18 protein-coding genes are annotated in these 19025 nt (G+C 55.9%); 6 read left to right on the top strand and 12 right to left on the bottom strand.

Annotation, left to right across the window (positions count from 1 at the left end; genetic code table 11):
* Position 1: 1 nt before the first annotated feature.
* On the bottom strand, positions 2 to 1789 hold the full coding sequence (aspS, locus tag ACRCWW_RS10475; protein WP_438682365.1) for an aspartate--tRNA ligase: 1788 nt from the start codon (positions 1787 to 1789) through the stop codon (positions 2 to 4).
* Positions 1790 to 2034: 245 nt separating this feature from the next.
* Here aspS and ACRCWW_RS10470 point away from each other — a divergent pair, with 245 nt between their 5' ends.
* Genes ACRCWW_RS10470 through cmoB form a run of 5 tightly spaced genes read left to right on the top strand, consistent with a single transcriptional unit; the run spans position 2035 to position 5618 of the window.
* The gene (locus ACRCWW_RS10470) at positions 2035 to 2601 is read left to right on the top strand and encodes a hydrolase (protein ID WP_438682364.1); all 567 of its coding nucleotides are present in this window, start codon (positions 2035 to 2037) and stop codon (positions 2599 to 2601) included.
* Positions 2598 to 3416 carry a DUF72 domain-containing protein gene (locus ACRCWW_RS10465; RefSeq protein WP_438682363.1) on the top strand — a complete coding sequence of 273 codons (819 nt, stop codon included), beginning with the start codon at positions 2598 to 2600 and terminating at the stop codon, positions 3414 to 3416. The genes ACRCWW_RS10470 and ACRCWW_RS10465 overlap by 4 nt, the downstream gene beginning before the upstream one ends.
* A 53-nt stretch (positions 3417 to 3469) precedes the next feature.
* Positions 3470 to 3865, top strand: coding sequence for an MAPEG family protein (locus tag ACRCWW_RS10460; protein ID WP_438682362.1), 396 nt, complete (start codon positions 3470 to 3472; stop codon positions 3863 to 3865).
* 38 nt (positions 3866 to 3903) lie between these two features.
* The gene (cmoA, locus tag ACRCWW_RS10455) at positions 3904 to 4647 is read left to right on the top strand and encodes a carboxy-S-adenosyl-L-methionine synthase CmoA (RefSeq protein WP_438682361.1); all 744 of its coding nucleotides are present in this window, start codon (positions 3904 to 3906) and stop codon (positions 4645 to 4647) included.
* Positions 4644 to 5618, top strand: a complete 975-nt coding sequence (gene cmoB, locus ACRCWW_RS10450) for a tRNA 5-methoxyuridine(34)/uridine 5-oxyacetic acid(34) synthase CmoB (protein ID WP_438682360.1) — start codon at positions 4644 to 4646, stop codon at positions 5616 to 5618. Before cmoA ends, cmoB begins: the two co-directional genes overlap by 4 nt.
* A gap of 148 nt (positions 5619 to 5766) precedes the next feature.
* Here cmoB and cutC read toward each other — a convergent pair whose 3' ends face one another.
* Together cutC and ACRCWW_RS10440 are read right to left on the bottom strand one after the other, a co-directional pair.
* Complete coding sequence (gene cutC / locus ACRCWW_RS10445) at positions 5767 to 6510, bottom strand: copper homeostasis protein CutC (RefSeq protein ID WP_438682359.1); 744 nt, start codon at positions 6508 to 6510, stop codon at positions 5767 to 5769.
* Positions 6511 to 6576: 66 nt separating this feature from the next.
* The gene (locus ACRCWW_RS10440) at positions 6577 to 7149 is read right to left on the bottom strand and encodes a VOC family protein (protein WP_404657952.1); all 573 of its coding nucleotides are present in this window, start codon (positions 7147 to 7149) and stop codon (positions 6577 to 6579) included.
* Positions 7150 to 7330: 181 nt separating this feature from the next.
* Between ACRCWW_RS10440 and argS the strand changes: the two genes are divergently transcribed.
* Positions 7331 to 9064 (top strand): arginine--tRNA ligase, encoded by a 1734-nt coding sequence (argS, locus tag ACRCWW_RS10435; protein ID WP_438682358.1) that lies wholly within the window; start codon positions 7331 to 7333, stop codon positions 9062 to 9064.
* 165 nt (positions 9065 to 9229) lie between these two features.
* Here argS and bglB read toward each other — a convergent pair whose 3' ends face one another.
* From bglB to cheR, 9 genes are all read right to left on the bottom strand, one after another.
* Positions 9230 to 10369 (bottom strand): beta-galactosidase BglB, encoded by a 1140-nt coding sequence (gene bglB / locus ACRCWW_RS10430; RefSeq protein WP_438682357.1) that lies wholly within the window; start codon positions 10367 to 10369, stop codon positions 9230 to 9232.
* A gap of 4 nt (positions 10370 to 10373) precedes the next feature.
* Positions 10374 to 11957: an MFS transporter gene (locus tag ACRCWW_RS10425; RefSeq protein ID WP_438682356.1), complete on the bottom strand. Its 1584-nt coding sequence runs from the start codon at positions 11955 to 11957 to the stop codon at positions 10374 to 10376.
* 255 nt (positions 11958 to 12212) lie between these two features.
* Positions 12213 to 12608, bottom strand: coding sequence for a flagellar protein FlhE (gene flhE, locus ACRCWW_RS10420; RefSeq protein WP_438682355.1), 396 nt, complete (start codon positions 12606 to 12608; stop codon positions 12213 to 12215).
* Positions 12608 to 14686: a flagellar biosynthesis protein FlhA gene (gene flhA / locus ACRCWW_RS10415; RefSeq protein WP_438682354.1), complete on the bottom strand. Its 2079-nt coding sequence runs from the start codon at positions 14684 to 14686 to the stop codon at positions 12608 to 12610. Before flhA ends, flhE begins: the two co-directional genes overlap by 1 nt.
* Entirely contained in the window at positions 14679 to 15833 is a 1155-nt protein-coding gene (flhB, locus tag ACRCWW_RS10410) for a flagellar biosynthesis protein FlhB (RefSeq protein WP_438682353.1), read from the bottom strand. The genes flhA and flhB overlap by 8 nt, the downstream gene beginning before the upstream one ends.
* Before the next feature lie 209 nt (positions 15834 to 16042).
* Positions 16043 to 16687, bottom strand: a complete 645-nt coding sequence (gene cheZ, locus ACRCWW_RS10405) for a protein phosphatase CheZ (protein ID WP_330984370.1) — start codon at positions 16685 to 16687, stop codon at positions 16043 to 16045.
* 10 nt (positions 16688 to 16697) lie between these two features.
* The gene (gene cheY, locus ACRCWW_RS10400; protein WP_330984371.1) at positions 16698 to 17087 is read right to left on the bottom strand and encodes a chemotaxis response regulator CheY; all 390 of its coding nucleotides are present in this window, start codon (positions 17085 to 17087) and stop codon (positions 16698 to 16700) included.
* A 13-nt stretch (positions 17088 to 17100) separates the two neighbouring features.
* Positions 17101 to 18150, bottom strand: coding sequence for a protein-glutamate methylesterase/protein-glutamine glutaminase (locus tag ACRCWW_RS10395; protein WP_404657962.1), 1050 nt, complete (start codon positions 18148 to 18150; stop codon positions 17101 to 17103).
* The gene (gene cheR / locus ACRCWW_RS10390) at positions 18147 to 19013 is read right to left on the bottom strand and encodes a protein-glutamate O-methyltransferase CheR (protein WP_438682352.1); all 867 of its coding nucleotides are present in this window, start codon (positions 19011 to 19013) and stop codon (positions 18147 to 18149) included. The genes ACRCWW_RS10395 and cheR overlap by 4 nt, the downstream gene beginning before the upstream one ends.
* Positions 19014 to 19025: the final 12 nt, after the last annotated feature.

Here is a 19025-nt window from a genome sequence, read left to right as displayed (position 1 = left end):
ATTACTTGTTCTCCGCAGACTCTTTTGGCTCTTTCACCACAACCTGAATACCCAGTTCAGTCAGAGAAGCCGGATTTGCAAAGCTTGGCGCTTCGGTCATCAGACAGGCTGCTGCCGTGGTTTTCGGGAAGGCGATAACATCACGGATGTTGTCGGTGCCGGTCAGCAGCATGGTCAGACGATCCAGACCAAATGCCAGGCCCGCGTGTGGCGGCGTGCCGTACTTCAGAGCGTCTAACAGGAAGCCGAACTTCTCACGCTGTTCCTGCTCGTTGATGCCCAGAATGCCGAACACGGTCTGCTGCATTTCACCGCTGTGAATACGCACTGAACCGCCGCCCACTTCGTAGCCGTTGATAACCATATCGTAGGCGTTCGCCACGGCCTCTTCCGGTGCCGCTTTCAGCTCTGCCGCGCTCATGTCTTTCGGTGAGGTGAACGGGTGGTGCATTGCCGTCAGGCCGCCTTCGCCGTCTTCTTCAAACATGGGGAAGTCGATAACCCACAGCGGCGCCCATTTGTTTTCGTCGGTCAGGCTCAGGTCTTTGCCAAGCTTCAGACGCAGCGCGCCCATGGAGTCAGCAACGACTTTCTTGTTGTCTGCGCCGAAGAAGATCATGTCGCCATCCTGAGCACCGGTACGGGTCAGGATCTCTTCAATGATTTCAGCGTTCAGGAATTTGGCCACCGGGCTGGTGATGCCTTCCAGACCTTTCGCGCGTTCGGTGACTTTGATGTAAGCCAGGCCTTTCGCGCCGTAGATCTTGATAAAGTTGCCGTAGTCGTCAATCTGCTTACGGCTCAGTGCCGCACCACCTGGCACGCGCAGGGCAGCCACACGGCCTTTGGCATCGTTCGCCGGGCCAGAGAACACCGCGAACTCAACGCTCTTCAGCAGATCAGCAACGTCCACCAGTTCCATCGGGTTACGCAGGTCTGGCTTGTCGGAACCGTAACGACGCTCCGCTTCAGCGAAGGTCATGATCGGGAAGTCACCCAGATCCACACCGATAATGTCCTGCCACAGGTCGCGCACCAGCGCCTCCATCACTTCACGCACCTGTGGTGCGGTCATGAAGGAAGTCTCTACGTCGATCTGGGTAAATTCAGGCTGGCGGTCAGCACGCAGGTCTTCGTCACGGAAGCATTTCACAATCTGATAGTAGCGGTCGAAACCGGACATCATCAGCAGCTGTTTGAACAGCTGAGGAGACTGTGGCAGCGCGTAGAATTTACCTTTGTGAACGCGCGAAGGAACCAGATAGTCACGCGCACCTTCTGGCGTGGCTTTGGTCAGCATCGGGGTTTCGATATCGAGGAACCCGTGGTCGTCCATAAAGCGACGCACAAAGCTGGTGATTTTCGCGCGGGTTTTCAGGCGGTTTGCCATTTCCGGGCGACGCAGGTCGAGATAACGGTACTTCAGACGCGCTTCTTCGGTGTTGACGTGATTCGAGTCAAGCGGCAGAGATTCTGCGCGGTTGATGATAACCAGGTCAGACGCCAGCACTTCGATTTCACCGGTTGCCATGTCGCTGTTGACGTTTTTCGCGTCGCGCGCACGCACGGTCCCGGTGATTTGAATGCAAAACTCATTACGCAGTTCGGAAGCCAGTTTTAAAGCTTCGGCGCGATCCGGATCGAAGAACACCTGAACGATGCCTTCACGGTCACGCATATCAATGAAGATAAGGCTGCCGAGGTCACGGCGGCGGTTAACCCAACCACACAGGGTTACCTGCTGCCCAACGTGGGACTGACGGAGCTGCCCGCAATATTCTGTACGCATGAGAGTTCCCTTAACTTAGCCGCAGGCACACTTGTCGCAGCTTTCGCTTAATGTCACAACTGGATGAAAAAAGGGGGCTATTATACTGGAAATTCTGCCGCGCGATAAGTCCGTCGCGCACCAGACGCGCGTTTGCTGTTCGCTGGTTGGCTCTACTCACAAAAATTAACAAATTTTGTGACGCCTGCACGCCGCGACTCATCGTATTGTTAGCGGCCTAATGATGTGATTTAACGGGGATTATTATGTTTGAACTGAATGCAAAAAAAACGGCGCTGGTCGTGATTGACCTCCAGGAAGGTATTTTGCCTTTCGCAGGTGGCCCACACACTGCCGGGGACGTCGTGGCGAAATCAGCAAAACTTGCTGATAAATGCCGCGAGCAGGGATCGCCCGTTATTATGGTTCGCGTCGGCTGGTCTGCCGATTTTGCCGAAGCTCTGAAGCAGCCGGTTGATGCCCAACATGCTGCCAGCGCGTTACCCGAAAACTGGTGGACTTATCCGCAGGCTTTGGGAAAACAAAATAGCGATATCGAAGTCACCAAACGCCAGTGGGGCGCGTTCTATGGCACCGATCTGGAGCTTCAGCTTCGCCGTCGCGGTATCGACACTATCGTGCTGTGCGGCATTTCCACCAACATCGGCGTTGAGTCTACCGCCCGTAACGCGTGGGAACTGGGCTTCAACGTGGTGATTGCAGAAGACGCCTGTAGCGCAGCCACCGCAGAACAGCATCAGGGCAGCATGACGAATATCTTCCCGCGTCTGGGCCGTGTGCGCAGCACCGAGGACATCCTCAAAGCGTTATGATTTATATCGGCTTGCCGCAATGGTCGCACCCGAAGTGGGTGCGGCTTGGCATCACCAGTCTGGAAGAGTACGCCCGCCACTTTACCTGTGTGGAAGGCAATACCACGCTTTATGCCTTGCCAAAAGCCGAGGTTGTTCAGCGCTGGCGTGAACAAACCACCGATGATTTTCGCTTCTGTTTTAAATTTCCGGCCACCATCAGCCACCAGGCTGCACTTCGCCATTGCGAAGACTTGACGCTCGAATTTTTTAGCCGCCTGTCGCCGCTGGAAAATCGTCTTGGGCAATACTGGCTTCAGCTGCCTGCGGCTTTCTCACCAGCAGACCTCCCTGCCCTGTGGTATTTCCTTGATAGTCTGCCTAAAGCGTTCACCTATGGCGTTGAAGTTCGCCATCCGCTGTTCTTCATGAAAGGCGAAGAGGAACAACAGCTCAACCGCGGCCTGCATGAGCGAGGCGTGAATCGGGTGATTATGGACAGCCGCCCGGTGCACAGCGCGAAGCCGCACAATGAAGCCATTATCGACGCTCAGCGTAAAAAGCCGAAGGTTCCCGTGCATGCAGTCGTCACCGCCCATAACCCAATGGTGCGATTTATCGGCAGCGACGATATGGCACAGAATCAGGCGCTGTTTGCCGTCTGGCTAAAAGCCCTGCCTAAATGGACGCAAACCACCACGCCTTATTTATTTCTCCACACGCCGGATATTGCCCAGGCTCCTGAACTGGTCGATACGCTGTGGAAGAGTCTGCAAGACGTTTTGCCAGAAGTCGGTTCCGCACCCGCTATCCCAAAGCAAACTTCGCTTTTTTGAGTTATCCTTCCTCGAACAGTCAGTGCAGTCAGCCAGTTTAAAAGGGAGTTTGTATGGTAAGCGCGCTATACGCCGTGTTAGGTGCGTTGCTGTTGATTAAGTTTTCTTTCGATGTGGTTCGCCTGCGTTTGCAGTATCGCGTGGCCTATGGCGACGGCGGTTTTGGCGAACTGCAATGCGCCATTCGTATTCATGGCAACGCCGTCGAATACATTCCCGTCGGCCTGGTGTTGCTGCTGTTTATGGAGATGAACGGCGCAGAAACCTGGATGGTGCACGTCTGCGGGCTGCTGTTGATTGCCGGGCGCCTGATGCACTACTACGGTTTCCATCACTGTCTGTTCCGCTGGCGTCGTTCCGCGATGAGTGCCACCTGGTGCTCGCTTGCGCTAATGGTGCTGGCAAATCTCTGGTATCTGCCGTGGGAGTTGGTTTTCTCCCTGCGTTAGCGCACAATACGCCGTTTTTTATTTTCTGGAATCACGTTATGTCCCATCGCGACACGCTTTTTTCCGCGCCGATCGCAAGCCTCGGCGACTGGACCTTCGATGAACGGGTAGCAGAAGTTTTCCCCGATATGATCCAACGCTCAGTGCCTGGCTATTCCAACATCATCTCGATGATTGGCATGCTGGCCGAGCGCTTTGTTAAGCCAAATACCCAGGTTTATGACTTAGGCTGTTCGCTGGGCGCAGCCACACTTTCTGTGCGCCGCAACATTGCCGCAGAAGGCTGCAAAATCATTGGCGTAGACAACTCACCCGCGATGGTTGAACGCTGCCGTCGCCATATCGACGCTTATAAAGCGCCGACCCCCGTGGAAATCATCGAAGGCGATATTCGCGACATCGAGATTGAGAACGCCTCGATGGTGGTCCTCAATTTCACGATGCAGTTTATTGAGCCCCCGGAACGCCAGGCGCTGCTGGAAAAAATCTGCAAAGGGCTGAACCCTGGCGGTGCGCTGGTGCTGTCCGAGAAATTCAGCTTCGAAGACCACAACGTCGGCGAGCTGCTGTTTAACATGCATCATGATTTTAAACGCGCCAACGGCTACAGCGAGCTGGAAATAAGCCAGAAGCGCAGCATGCTGGAAAACGTGATGCTCACCGATTCTGTCGAAACGCACAAAGCGCGTCTGCACGCCGCCGGGTTTGCTCACAGCGAACTGTGGTTCCAGTGTTTCAATTTCGGATCGCTGATCGCACTGAAAGCCGGGGCTGACGAATGATTGAGTTTGGCCATTTCTATCAGCTCATCGCCAAAGATCCGCTGCTGTCGCGCTGGCTGGAAACGCTGCCTGCGCAGATTGGCGCATGGCAGCGCGAAGGCGTTCATGGCCTGATGAAACAGTGGACCCGCGCGGTAGAATTCATGCCTGAAATTCAGCCGTACAAGCTTGATTTACTGCACAGCGTTACCGCCGAAAGCGAGCAGCCGTTAAGCGAAGGTCAGCTGAAACGCATGGACGTCCTGCTGCGCAACCTCATGCCGTGGCGCAAAGGGCCGTTTTCGCTGTACGGCATCAATATTGATACAGAATGGCGCTCGGACTGGAAGTGGGACCGCGTGTTACCCCATCTGTCTGACTTATCAGGACGCACCATTCTCGATGTTGGCTGCGGCAGCGGCTATCACATGTGGCGCATGATTGGCGCAGGCGCCAAGCTGGCTGTCGGCATCGATCCGACGCAGTTATTTCTGTGTCAGTTTGAAGCGGTGCGTAAACTGCTGGGCAACGATCAGCGTGCTCACCTGCTGCCGCTCGGCATTGAGCAAATGCCTGCGCTTAATGCGTTCGACACTGTGTTTTCAATGGGCGTGCTCTATCACCGCCGTTCACCGCTGGAACATCTCTGGCAGTTGAAAGATCAGCTGGTAAGTGAAGGCGAACTGGTGCTGGAAACCCTGGTGGTGGAAGGCGATGAAAACACCGTCCTGGTTCCGGGTGACCGCTACGCACAGATGCGTAACGTTTACTTCATTCCGTCGGCTCCGGCCCTGAAACAGTGGCTGGAAAAATGCGGCTTCGTGGATGTGCGAATTGTCGACATGAACGTCACCAGCACCGAAGAACAGCGTCGTACCGGGTGGATGATCACCGAATCATTGGGCGACTTCCTCGACCCGAATGACAGCAGCAAAACCATTGAAGGCTACCCTGCCCCGCTGCGTGCGGTGATTGTGGCGAAAAAGCCTTAATTGCATGCCCGGTGGCGGCGATGCCTTACCGGGCCTACGGCAAGGGATTTGTTTGGCCGAAAATGAGACAAAAAAAGGCCCCTGTTAATGGCAGGGGCCTGGTACAAATATGCATCACATTGGGCGACATGATGCGCGGTAAAAATCGCTAGTGCTTGTAACGGTCAACGATCGCCTTCATCTCCGCTACCGATTCGCCGTTCACGGCGTATCGTGAGTATTCATCTGCTGTCGGGTCTGTGGACATCGACAGCCCCGGGTTGCGATAACGCATTACTGACGGAACCCACTGCCCGGCTGAACTGTGAACTTCCTTCACGCCAGCTTCGAGGAACAACGGGATGTTGTTAGCTCGTACGCCAGCACCGGCCATAATAATTGGAGCGTCGCCCAGGGCAATAAGTTCCCCAATTAATGAAAGTCCTTTCTCCGCCGTCGGCTGCTGACCAGAAGTCAGCACACGTGCCACACCAAGTTCTCGCAGGTTTTCAAATGCCTGCAACGGATTAGCACACATATCAAATGCCCGATGGAAAGTGACCGCCAGCGGCCCTGCTGCCTCCATCACCTGACGCATACGGGGCATATCCACGTTGCCATCGGCATCCAGAATGCCAGTCACCAGCCCCGGAAAACCGAGTTCACGAATGGTGCGAACGTCTTCCAGCATCGCGGCGAACTCACCGTCGGTATAACAAAAATCGCCACCGCGCGGACGCACAATTGGATGTACCGGGATGCTCACCTGCTCACGCGCTGTTTTCAGCACGCCAAATGACGGCGTTAAGCCCCCTTCCAGCGGTGCTGCGCAAAGCTCAATGCGATCGGCGCCTTTTTCCTGCGCCTCACGCGCACATTCCATGCTGTAACAGCACACTTCCAGCAAAGCCATTACCTTCTCCTGTTCACGCTAATACTGCATTTTGACACGTTCTCAAAAAGCAGATCTCGCGTAAGCTCACATTGTTGTATCGCCCGCTTCACTCGCCACGATCTCTTCAATAGACCATGGGTGAAATTTAATCGTGACCTTGCCATCGGTGACCGCCAGCGTCGGATTCGGCAGCCGTTCATGCTCGCCTTTCGGTGAGCTGGTTTTGACGAAAATCCCCGGCTGGCTCAGCCCTTCATCCGACAGTAAAGCCAGTGCGCGCGCATTCAACGCTTCAGGCGCGCCCGGCAGCACAATTTCGATATGCTCCCAGCCTTCGTGCGGATAGCGTTTCTCGCCAGGCCACGGCAATTCAACCACCGTAAAACGCCAGTGCTCAACGCAGACGGGCTCGTGCAATTTGAATAAGCAGATTGGACGCCCGTTAATGATGTTTTCTGACAACAGCTCACCGCACTGCTCGAAGCCTTGACGCCAGCGTTCCGCGGTGGCGTTTTGATGGCAGCGCAAAGAAATATGGTCCGCCTCAAGCGAGGCAATCTCAAGGCCGAGACGTTCAGCCAGCGCCGTTAACGCCTGAGTAAACCTTGGCAAATCCGCCTGAATATCCTGTAACGCTTCGATTGTTTGCCAGCCCATTCTTTACCTCAGTTCTTTTTTGCAGGCCGCTAATTTACCTTGTTGAAAGAGCGCATCCAACTGCTGATTAACGCGCCGCTCCAGGGCTGACGGCTTAGTGCAAATGCAGTATACTTCTGCCCTCATTTCTTCAACTGATACGGGTATTTTTCTACCCGCGTCAAAAACGTAAGGTATTCCGGTGAATATTCAGGCTCTTCTCTCAGAAAAAGTCAGTCAGGCCCTGATTGCGGCAGGTGCGCCTGCCGATTGCGAACCGCAGGTTCGTCAGTCTGCAAAAGTACAGTTTGGCGACTATCAGGCCAATGGCGTGATGGCAGTTGCGAAAAAACTGGGCATGGCACCACGACAACTCGCAGAGCAGGTTCTGACTCATCTGGATCTCAACGGCATCGCCAATAAGGTCGAAATCGCGGGTCCTGGCTTCATCAATATCTTCCTCGACCCGGCGTTTCTGGCTCAGGGCGTAAGCGATGCCCTGAAATCCGAGCGTCTGGGCGTGGCGCAGCCTGAAGCACAAACCGTGGTTATCGACTACTCTGCGCCAAACGTGGCAAAAGAGATGCACGTCGGCCACCTGCGTTCCACCATCATCGGCGATGCCGCTGTCCGTACGCTGGAATTCCTCGGCCATAAAGTTATCCGCGCAAACCACGTCGGGGACTGGGGCACTCAGTTCGGTATGCTGATTGCTTACCTTGAAAAGCAGCAGCAGGAAAACGCCGGTGAAATGGCGCTGGCGGACCTCGAAGGCTTCTACCGTGAAGCCAAAAAGCACTACGACGAAGACGAAGTCTTTGCCGAGCGCGCGCGTAACTACGTGGTGAAATTGCAAGGCGGCGATGCGTACTTCCTTGAGATGTGGCGCAAGCTGGTCGACATCACCATGACCCAGAACCAGATCACCTACGATCGTCTTAACGTCACCCTGACCCGCGACGACGTAATGGGTGAAAGCCTCTACAATCCAATGCTGCCGGGCATCGTGGCAGACCTGAAAGCGAAAGGTCTGGCAACAGAAAGCGAAGGCGCGACGGTCGTGTTCCTTGATGAGTACAAAAACAAGGAAGGCGAACCGATGGGCGTGATCATCCAGAAAAAGGATGGCGGCTATCTGTACACCACCACTGATATCGCCTGCGCGAAATACCGCTATGAAACGCTGCATGCCGATCGCGTGCTGTACTACATCGATTCCCGCCAGCACCAGCACCTGATGCAGGCGTGGACCATCGTGCGCAAAGCAGGTTACGTGCCAGCGTCTGTGCCGCTGGAACACCATATGTTCGGCATGATGCTTGGCAAAGATGGCAAGCCGTTTAAAACCCGTGCGGGCGGCACCGTGAAGCTTTCTGACCTGCTGGATGAAGCGCTGGAACGTGCACGCCGTCTGGTGGCAGAGAAGAACCCGGACATGCCTGCTGATGAGCTGGAAAAACTGGCAAACGCAGTCGGTATCGGTGCCGTGAAATATGCGGATCTCTCCAAAAACCGTACCACTGACTACGTCTTTGACTGGGACAACATGCTGGCATTCGAAGGCAATACTGCGCCATACATGCAGTATGCCTACACCCGCGTGCTGTCGGTGTTCCGTAAAGCAGGTCTGGAAGAAGCGGCTATCATCAATGCCCCTGTGGTCATTAATGAAGAACGTGAAGCTCAGCTGGCTGCACGTCTGCTGCAGTTTGAAGAGATGCTGAATGTGGTTGCCCGCGAAGGCACGCCACACGTGATGTGTTCTTACCTCTACGATCTGGCGGGGCTGTTCTCTGGCTTCTATGAGCACTGCCCTATCCTGAGCGCAGAAAACGAAGAAATTCGTAACAGCCGCCTGAAGCTGGCACTGCTGACGGCGAAGACCCTGAAACTGGGTCTGGATACGCTGGGTATTGAAACCATCGAACGTATGTAAGACACGTTCCAACGGCGCATAAAAAAACCCGGCTTTTGCCGGGTTTTGTTTTTTTAGCCCCGGTAAGCATCGCGACACCGGGGAACATGCCTGATGGCGCTGCGCTTATCAGGCCTACAAATCAATCCATAAAAAAACAGGCACCTGTTGCCGGTTTTTTTGTTCTCAGAAGTACTTCCGCAAATACTCCGTCAGACAAAGGATCGCCATCGCTTGTCCATAAGGCATCGAGGTGAGCGGGATCTGGCGGTAAAACTCCAGATTGCTGCCCATGCCTGTTCCAAAGGACGTTTGCAGTAACTCCCCTTCTTGCGAAATGTTGGCGATAATTCCGCGAATCGCGTTCTCGGCCACTTCTGCATACTCCGCAGAAACATAGCGCTTACGCACAGATTTCAGGATGCCGTAGGCAAAACCTGCCGTAGCGGACGCTTCGAGATACGAATGCGGATCGTCGAGCAGCGTGTGCCAAAGACCACTGTCATCCTGACACTTCGCCAACGCGGCAATCTGCGCATTCAGCACCTGAACCAGATAACGTCGAACCGCGTTGTTTTCCGGCAGATCAACCAGTTCAAGGAAATCAGGAATAACGATGGTCAGCCAACTGTTACCTCGCGCCCAGCGGGCATTGGCAAAGTTATGATGGCCTTCGTAATTCCAGCCGTGGAACCATAACCCGGTCTGCCTGTCCATCAGGTTCTGCACATGCAGCAGGAACTGATAGACCGCCTCTTCGACATACTCAGGACGATCCAGCAATTTGCCGATTTTCGCCAGCGGCATGACCGTCATCATCAGTGTGTCATCCCACATCTGCTGGTGATTCTCTTCTGCCAGCGTGATGTGCTGCATGCCACCGTGTTCGGTGCGCGGCATGTCATTCATCGCCCATTCCGCCCAGCTCTCCAGCCACGGCAGATACTGCGCATTTTTCGTCTCTTCATAGCGATAAGCCAGCGTCAGGAACGGCGCCATGGTATTGACGTTTTTGGTGGTCGCGCCTTCAGCGAAACGGTCTGCAAACCAGCCGTCGATGATATCCCGCATCTGTTCGTCACCGGTCTGCTGGTAATACTGATGAATGCCGTACAGCCCGACGCCGTGGGTCCACTCCCAACCGGCCCACCCTTTGGTGTCAATAACGCGCCCGTCATCAAGCCGCAGTAAAAACTCGCCGCTCTCATCCTTGATGCTGACCAGATTGTGCGTCACTTTCTGGATCAGGGCTTTAAGGTCACCCTGAGCAATAAAGCGCTCGGGCTGACACAGTAATGGGCTATGTTTGACAGGCCAGACTTTCATGTAATTACCCTCTGTTAAATGTCGAATTCAGTGGAGCACCCTGCCTGAGCGATGGCGCGGCAGGCTTATTGCGATTCAGATAACCAATGTTGTTGTTCCCCCACAGGGAGTCGAACGGCATACCCGCGAGCATTTCAACGGTCGCCTGAGCTTCGGGCGTTGCGGCTTCACGCATCGCATGACCGGACTGGCGCATTTTGGCGGTTTCTTCGCGCAAAATACTGTGGGTTTGCAGGTTCAGCTTGAAGCGCAGTGAGACCAGGAAGCCGCAAATCAACACGGCAACCGTGCCCACGCTTAAGATCAAAAGGATGGTGTGGCTGACTTCCGCAGACTGGACTTTCTGTCCGGACACGAAGCCTGAGGCCTGCATGATGATCCCCACCAGCATGATGGCCCCTGCCTGAGAGGCTTTGCGGGTCAGGGTCATGATCCCGGCAAAAATCCCTTCGCGGCGCTGCCCGGTGATCACCTCATCGACATCAGCGATATAGGTGTAGGTGTTCCACGGCACATAGTTGATCCCGCCACGACCCAGACCTGCGACCGCAGAAAGCAACAGCATCAGCGACCAGATATCGCTTAAGCCTGCGTAGTAGAGCACGGCGTAGGAGATGGAGCTCAGCCCGAACAACACCACCACCAGGCGGTATGACGGCGCAGGCCCAAAGCGAATGCACAGCGGCATCATGGCTATCACGGCGATGAACTGGAAAATCGCCATCGTGCCCATCAGGTTGGAGGCAAACGAGGCTTCCTGCATCAGCACAAACACCACGTAATAGGTGAACACGGCGTTAAACACGTCCTGTGCGATATAGCCGCCAAGATACATGCCCAGATGCTGACGGAAAATGCGGATGCGCAGCGTTGAGGTCAGCTCGATAATCAGCCGGTTGAGGCTTTGCCCCAGCGTCAGCTGCTTTTTCTCTTCTTCTGCTCTCAGTGCGGCTTCGCTCCACTCCTCACGTGGCCGTTCCCAGGTAAAGAACCAGACGAACGTGAGCATCAGCGCACAAAGGACAGAGAACACCAGACTCGCATAGAAGAAGGAAACGGCGTTGTCTTTGCCAAAGTGCGTCAGCAGGATCCCCGGCAGGAACGACGCCAGAATGGCAGACATCTGAGCCATCGAGATACGAGCGCCAGAGAATTTGGTCTTCTGTTTGAAGTCGTCAGTCATTTCCGGCACCAGCGTTTCATACGGCACCAGAATCATGGTGTAGACGATATCGAAAATCAGATAGGTCAGCAGGTAGTACCAGAATCCCATGTCGCCGACCCACATAAAGGAGTAGCTGAACACACAAGGGATCCCGAGCATGATGAAAAACTTACGGCGGCCAAAGCGTTTACCGAGCCAGGTGGAACCGAAGTTATCCGTTAAAAAGCCCATCAATGGGCTGACGACGGCATCCAGCACCCTTGCGGTGGCAAAGATAAAGGTTGCCTCAATGGGAGAGAGTCCACAGAAGGTGGTGTAGAAGTATAAAAGCCATGCGGCGGTCAGCGCGGTGGTCCCTGCGCCCAGAAAATCGCCCGAGCCGTAGGCGAGATAATTTGCTAATCCGATTTTACGTGTTTTCATTGCCGTAAATCCCGTGTTTTTATCAGGAGAGCTTGCCCCATCAGTGCTGGAGCGACCCTTACACGGCTACAGTAGAATTATGGTCTGCGTTAAACCTTTTCATTTTTGCCAGCGCTGGATCGGATGTGGCAAAAACGCAAAGAGTCGGAGCACGCGCGTCACCGATTTATAAAACAACGTTTTGATTCAATCAAAAGGCGAGGCCGATTTTGCGACGCCGCCTGCAAAACAAGGCTGGCGGGTAAGGGGAAGGGATTAGCGGTAGTTAACAATGACCTGATTGCTTTGCACATTGAGGGCCGGGATCAGGCGGCCGCCCCCCGGCACTTCCCAGACAAAGCGTAACGGTTCAGCCGCAGGAATGTTTTGTAATCCCCACGTGGTACCGCTTTGCTCGTCGAGCTCCACGCAGCGCGTTTGTGAACACAGACGTACACGTAAACCTGCGGGCGTGGGGCCAATCAGCGTATAGCGCCAGGCAATCACCGTCACCAGGCCGCTGGCCGGTTGTGAAGAGACTAACGGCGACGAAGACGCAGATTCACCGCGGTGATTGAGTACTACCCCCCTGCCGCTCGCCTGCCAGCTTCCTTCTCCGGCAGCTTGCGCCATCAGCGGCAACATCATTATCAGCGCCAGTAATAAACGCATTATTTCCCTCCGATGGTCGCGGTCATGCGGATCTGGCGGTTATCCGACAGTTCCAGATTTGACAACACCACCAGTTGCGGCAGATTCCGACGCAGGAATCTGGACAACAAAGGGCGAAGCGCATGGTTAACCAGCAGCACTGGCGGCGCGCCGAGCATCTCCTGACGAGACAGCGCTTCCTGAGTTTGTGCCAGCAGTCGGTCAGCCAGACCCGGCTCCAGGCCACCGCCATTTTGCAAGGCCTGCAACAGCAAGCGCTCCAGCGGGGTATCGAGCCCAATGACCTGTACTTCTCCATTGCCCGGGAACCACTGTTGCGTGATAGCGCGGCCCAGCGCCACGCGCACCACGTTGGTCAGCTCATGCGGATCGGTCTGCACAGGCGCATGTTCCGCCAGCGTCTCCAGAATGGTGCGCATATCGCGAATTGGCACTTTCTCGTCCAGCAGGTTTTGCAGGACCTTATGCAGAGTGGTCAGCGTCACCACGCCCGGCACCAGATCTTCGGTGAGCTTAGGCATCTCCTGCGTCACGCGATCCAGCAGTTGCTGCGCTTCCTGACGGCCAAACAGCTCGGCCGAATGAAGGCTGATTAAGTGGTTGAGGTGTGTCGCCACGACAGTACTGGCTTCTACCACCGTAAAGCCCTGAATCTGAGCCTGCTCTTTCAGCGCGCTTTCAATCCAGATAGCGGCCAGGCCAAACGCCGGGTCGACCGTCGGCTCACCGGGCAGCGTACCCGCAGCGGTGCCCGGGTTGATCGCCAGCCAGCGCCCCGGATAAGCGTCACCGCTGCCGATATCCACGCCTTTAAGCAGAATGCGATAACGAGCGGGCGGCAAATCCATATTGTCGCGGATGTGCACCACCGGCGGCAGGAAGCCCATCTCCTGGGCGAATTTCTTACGAATAGAACGGATGCGCCCCAGCAGCTCGCCGTCCTGTTGTGAATCCACCATCGGGATCAGGCGATAACCGACTTCCATCCCAAGCGTATCTTCCAGCTGCACGTCATTCCAGGTGGCTTCGACGGCCTGCGGGCTTTCCTGTGGACGTACTGGAGCCGCCTGTGCCGGAGCCTTCTGCTCGCGCCCACGCAGCCACCAGGCAAGGCCCAGCAGTGCCGCCGTAAACAGCAGAAACACAAAGTTCGGCATCCCCGGCACCATGCCGAGCAAGCCGAGTACAGCAGCACTCAGCATCATCACGCGCGGGTTGCTGAACAGCTGGCCCACCATCTGTTCGCCGACGTCCTGATCGGTCGCCACGCGAGTCACGATAACGCCTGCGGCGGTAGAGATAACCAGCGCCGGGATCTGCGCTACCAGGCCATCACCGATGGTGAGCAGCGTATAGCTCTCTGCGGCGTGGCCTAAATCCATGCCATGTTGCAGAACCCCGACCAGCAACCCGCCGATGACGTTAATCACCATGATCAGAATACCGGCGACGGCGTCCCCGCGAACGAATTTACTCGCACCGTCCATCGAACCGTAGAAATCGGCCTCCTGGGTCACTTCTGCGCGGCGACGTTTGGCATCTTCTTCGCCAATCAACCCGGCGTTCAGATCGGCGTCAATCGCCATCTGTTTACCCGGCATCCCGTCAAGCACGAAGCGCGCGCCGACTTCGGCGATACGCCCGGCACCTTTAGTGATAACCATAAAGTTGATGATAACGAGGATCACGAACACCACGATCCCGATGGCAAAGTTGCCCCCGACAAGGAAGTGGCCGAAGGCTTCAACGACCTTCCCCGCCGCTGCCGCGCCGGTATGCCCTTCCATCAAAATGATACGGGTGGAGGCCACGTTCAGCGCCAGACGCAGCAACGTCGTGAACAGCAGAATGGTCGGGAAAGCCGCAAATTCGAGCGTGCGCTGCGTGAACATCGCCACCAGCAGCACCATAATCGACAGCGCAATGTTGAAGGTAAAAAGCAAATCGAGGACGAAGGCAGGGAGTGGCAGCACCATCATCGACAGGATAAGCAGGATCAGCACCGGCCCGGCAAGCACCTGCCATTGGGTGGATTTAAAGTTGCCGGGCAGACGCAGCATTGCGACCAGATTAGCCATCAGTGTCCTTCTCGTTCAAAAAATCCAGTGCTTCAGGCACCGGTAAATGCTCAGGTTTCTTCGGAGGCGTGCCGCCCGCCAGTTTCCAGCGCTTCAGCTGCCACACCCACGCCAGCACTTCTGCCACGGCCGCATACAGCGTGCCGGGAATTTGCTGGCCGATTTCGGCGTGACGATAAAGCGCACGAGCCAGCGGAGGCGCCTGCAACACGGGGATCTTATGTTCTTCACCCAGTTCGCGAATACGCAGCGCGACAAGGCCAGCGCCTTTCGCCACCACTTTTGGCGCGCTCATTTTGTTTTCTTCGTACTGCAACGCCACCGAATAGTGCGTCGGGTTAGTGACGATAACGTCGGCTTTTGGCACATCGGCCATCATGCGGCGACGGGCAGCAGCACGCTGCATCTGGCGAATACGCCCTTTTACATGCGGGTCGCCTTCGCTCTGTTTAAACTCATCGCGAATGTCCTGACGAGACATGCGCAGCTTCTTGATGTGGCTGAAAATCTGGAAGAACACGTCGAAGCCGACCATCGGCACCACGCCAATCGCAACCAGCAGCGCGCACAGCCCGACCATATTCAGCGCATTGCCCATCGCCGTCATGGGTGACTCGCTGATAAGCCGCATCATGTCGGGCCAGTGCAGCCAGACGAACACGCCCGCCACGCAGCCCACCAGCACAGACTTGAGGATCGCCTTCAGTAATTCAGCGGCAGACTGCGCCGAGAACATTCGCGCGATCCCCGGCAAGGGATTGAGCTTATCGAACTTAAAGGCCAGTGATTTTGGGCTGAACACCAGGCCACCGAGCATCACCGGCCCCAGCAGCGCCATCACCACCACGCCCACAATCAGCGGCGTTAACGCCAGCATGGCCTGTTTAATCAGCAGGATGATTTGCCCAAGGATCAGGTTCGGGTCATTGATGATGCTGTGGTCGAAGTGCAGCCCGGAAGAAAGCAGACTGGCGAGCCTGCGCCCCAACGATTCACCGCCAAGCCAGAGCACGCCAACGCCCACCAGCAAAATCAGCAGTGAGGTCAGCTCGCGCGAACGCGGGATCTGCCCTTCTTCACGCGCCTTTTCCAGCCGTTGGGGTGTGGGGGCTTCTGTTTTGTCTTCGTTGTCGCTTTCTTCAGCCACAAGCAACATCCCGCTAATAAAATTCTGAGGATATGATGCCAGCGGCGTGAGAGGCTAATGGCGGGAGAAAGCCCGTTTTAACGGGGCTATTTGCGCTATTGAAAAAAAACGGGCGGGTGGCGGATTGCCGGGTGGCGCATACGCTTACCCGGCCTACAGGAGAATTTTGTAGGCCCGGTAAGCGCCAGCGCCACCGGGCGATACAAGACTCAGAAGCCTAAGCTGTCCAGCAGATCGTCGACCTGATCCTGGCTTGCGACCACGCCCGCTTTGCTGGTGTCCATTTGCGGGCCATTGAGCAGGCTTTCGTTTTCACGTTTCGGCCGTGCGCTCTGGTCTGGCATATTTTCCAGCAGCACCATCAGCAGCTGGCGCTCAATCTCCTGGATAACGTCCATCATCCGTTTGATCACCTGCCCGGTCAGATCCTGGAAGTCCTGCGCCATCATGATTTCCAGCAGCTGCGCGTTGGTAAAACTGGTGTGTTTTGGCACATCCGCCAAATAACTGCGGGTGTCGGTCACCAGTTCACGGGCATCGGAAAGCTCAATGGGGTCTTCAAACCACGCATCCCAGCGGCCAGACAGCGCTTTGGCTTCTTTTTCCATCTGGTTCTGGTGCGGCTGTGACAGCTCGACGCAGTTCAGCGCGCGCTCAGCCGCCTGCGCGGTCATTTGCACCACGTAATCCAGACGGTCACGGGCATCCGGGATCGCTTCCGCCGCTTCGGCAATGGCCTGGTCGAGGCCGAGCTCACGCAGGCTGTCGCGCAGCATGCGGGTGAGGCTGCCGATGCGGGCAATGATATCTGCGGCTGAATGTTCATCAGCAGGTTTCATGGGGGATTGCATCATCGTCTCTCCCTTACATGCCCAGTTTCTCGAAGATTTTGTTCAGCTTCTCTTCGAGAATGGCGGCGGTAAATGGTTTCACGACATAGCCACTGGCTCCGGCCTGAGCTGCGGCAATAATGTTCTCTTTCTTCGCTTCTGCGGTCACCATCAGCACCGGTAACGCGCCCATTGCGCCATCGGCACGAATGGTTTTCAGCAGATCCAGACCGTCCATGTTCGGCATGTTCCAGTCAGAGATCACAAAGCCAAACCCGCCTGCCTGCAATTTATTCAGCGCATCCACGCCATCTTCCGCTTCTTCTACGTTGTTAAATCCCAGCTCTTTTAGCAGGTTACGCACGATGCGACGCATGGTGGAAAAGTCATCCACAACCAGAAACTTAAGCTCTTTATCCGCCATTTCACTACTCCTCTTAAATACGTATTGCCTGTCCGGCACTGATTTTTGCCAGCATCTGCTGACTTACCTGGCTGAGATCGACCACTTCGCTGACGCCACCCATATTGATGGCCTCACGCGGCATGCCGAACACCACACAACTTGCTTCATTCTGGGCAATCGTCCAGGCGCCCGCCTGGTGCATCGCCAGCATCCCGGCCGCACCGTCGTTGCCCATGCCGGTGAGGATCACCCCCACCGCATTTCGCCCCGCATTTTTGGCGACCGAGTGAAACAGCACATCCACCGACGGGCGATGGCGATTCACCGGCGGCCCGTCATGAATTTTGATTTGATAGTTCGCCCCGCTTCGCGCCAGCTCCATATGCTTATCCCCCGGCGCAATGTACGCATGGCCCGGCAGCACGCGTTCACCGTCTTCGGCCTCTTTCACCGCTATCTGACACAGCTTGTTAAGGCGTTCGGCAAACGAACGGGTAAAGCCCGGCGGCATATGCTGGGTGATCAGGATCGCCGGGCTGGTCAGCGGCAGCGGCTGCAACACGTGGCGAATGGCCTCAGTACCGCCCGTTGACGCGCCAATCACCAGCAGTTTTTCCGAGCTGAGCATCGGGCCTGCTTTCAGCGCCTTTGGCGCGACCAGCGGCTTGTGCGCACTGACCTGAGCTCTGGCTGCCGCACGGACTTTGTCGGCAATCATTTCGCTGTAGGCCAGCATCCCTTCACGAATGCCAATCTGCGGCTTGGTGACAAAATCCACCGCGCCTAACTCCAGCGCCCGGAGCGTCACTTCAGACCCTTTACCGGTCAGTGACGACACCATGACCACCGGCATCGGGCGCAATCGCATCAGCTTTTCCAGAAAATCGAGGCCGTCCATACGCGGCATCTCAACGTCCAGCGTCAGCACATCCGGGTTGTACTTTTTAATCAGATCCCGGGCGACCAGCGGATCAGGCGCGGTAGCGACCATTTCCATATCACTGTGGCTGTTGACGATCTCTGTCATGATCTGGCGCATCAGCGCCGAATCATCAACAGACAACACCCTGATTTTACTCATGCTTTATCCTTACTCAGCGCGTACACCGTCTGCCCCCGCAGACTGAACTCGCGCACAAGATTGCTGAAGTTCTCTGAGTGCCCGGCAAACAACAATCCGTCAGGCTTAAGCAGGGGAACGAAACGGCGCAGAATGTCCTGCTGGGTCGTTTTGTCGAAATAGATCATCACATTGCGACAAAAAATCGCGTCAAACGGCCCCGGCACGTTGACCTGCCTGTCGAGCAGGTTAACGGGCGCAAAATCCACATAATTCGCCAGTTCCTGCCGCACGCGCACCAGCCCGTTGTGTGGCCCGGTTCCGCGCATGAAATAGTGCGAAAGCTGCTGCTGGGACAGGGTTTTCAGTTCATCCTGTCGGTAGATGCCGCTCTGCGCTTTGTTCAGCACTTCCGTGTCGATATCACTGGCAAACACCTTCCAGCGTCCCGGGGCGGTGCCTAACGTGTCGGCAAGCGTGATGGCTATCGAATAAGGCTCTTCTCCTGTCGATGCCGCCGCACTCCACACGCGATATTCACCCTGCCGACGGCGGGCGTGTTCTGCCAGCGTCGGGAAGTGATGCGCCTCGCGGAAAAAGGCCGTCAGGTTGGTGGTCAGCGAGTTAATAAATGCCTGCCACTCCGCGTTATCCTGATTCGCCTCCAGCATCGCCAGGTAACGACCAAAATCATCCAGACCAAGCTGGCGCAGACGGCGCACCAGTCGGTTGTAAACCATGTCGCGCTTATGATCGGCCAGCACAATTCCTGCGCGCTGGTAGATAAGCTGGCATATCCGACGAAACTGCGCATCGGACAGCGCCAGGCGCTGTGTCATCTGCGTTAATAATGACGATTGCCCGGTGGGCAGCGTTGCAGTCATAGCGCCTTCTTA

This window comes from Scandinavium sp. (genome assembly GCF_051650185.1).
GTDB lineage: Bacteria > Pseudomonadota > Gammaproteobacteria > Enterobacterales > Enterobacteriaceae > Scandinavium.
Note: the sequence above shows the minus strand (reverse complement) of the source record. Positions and strands in the feature narration are given on the sequence as shown.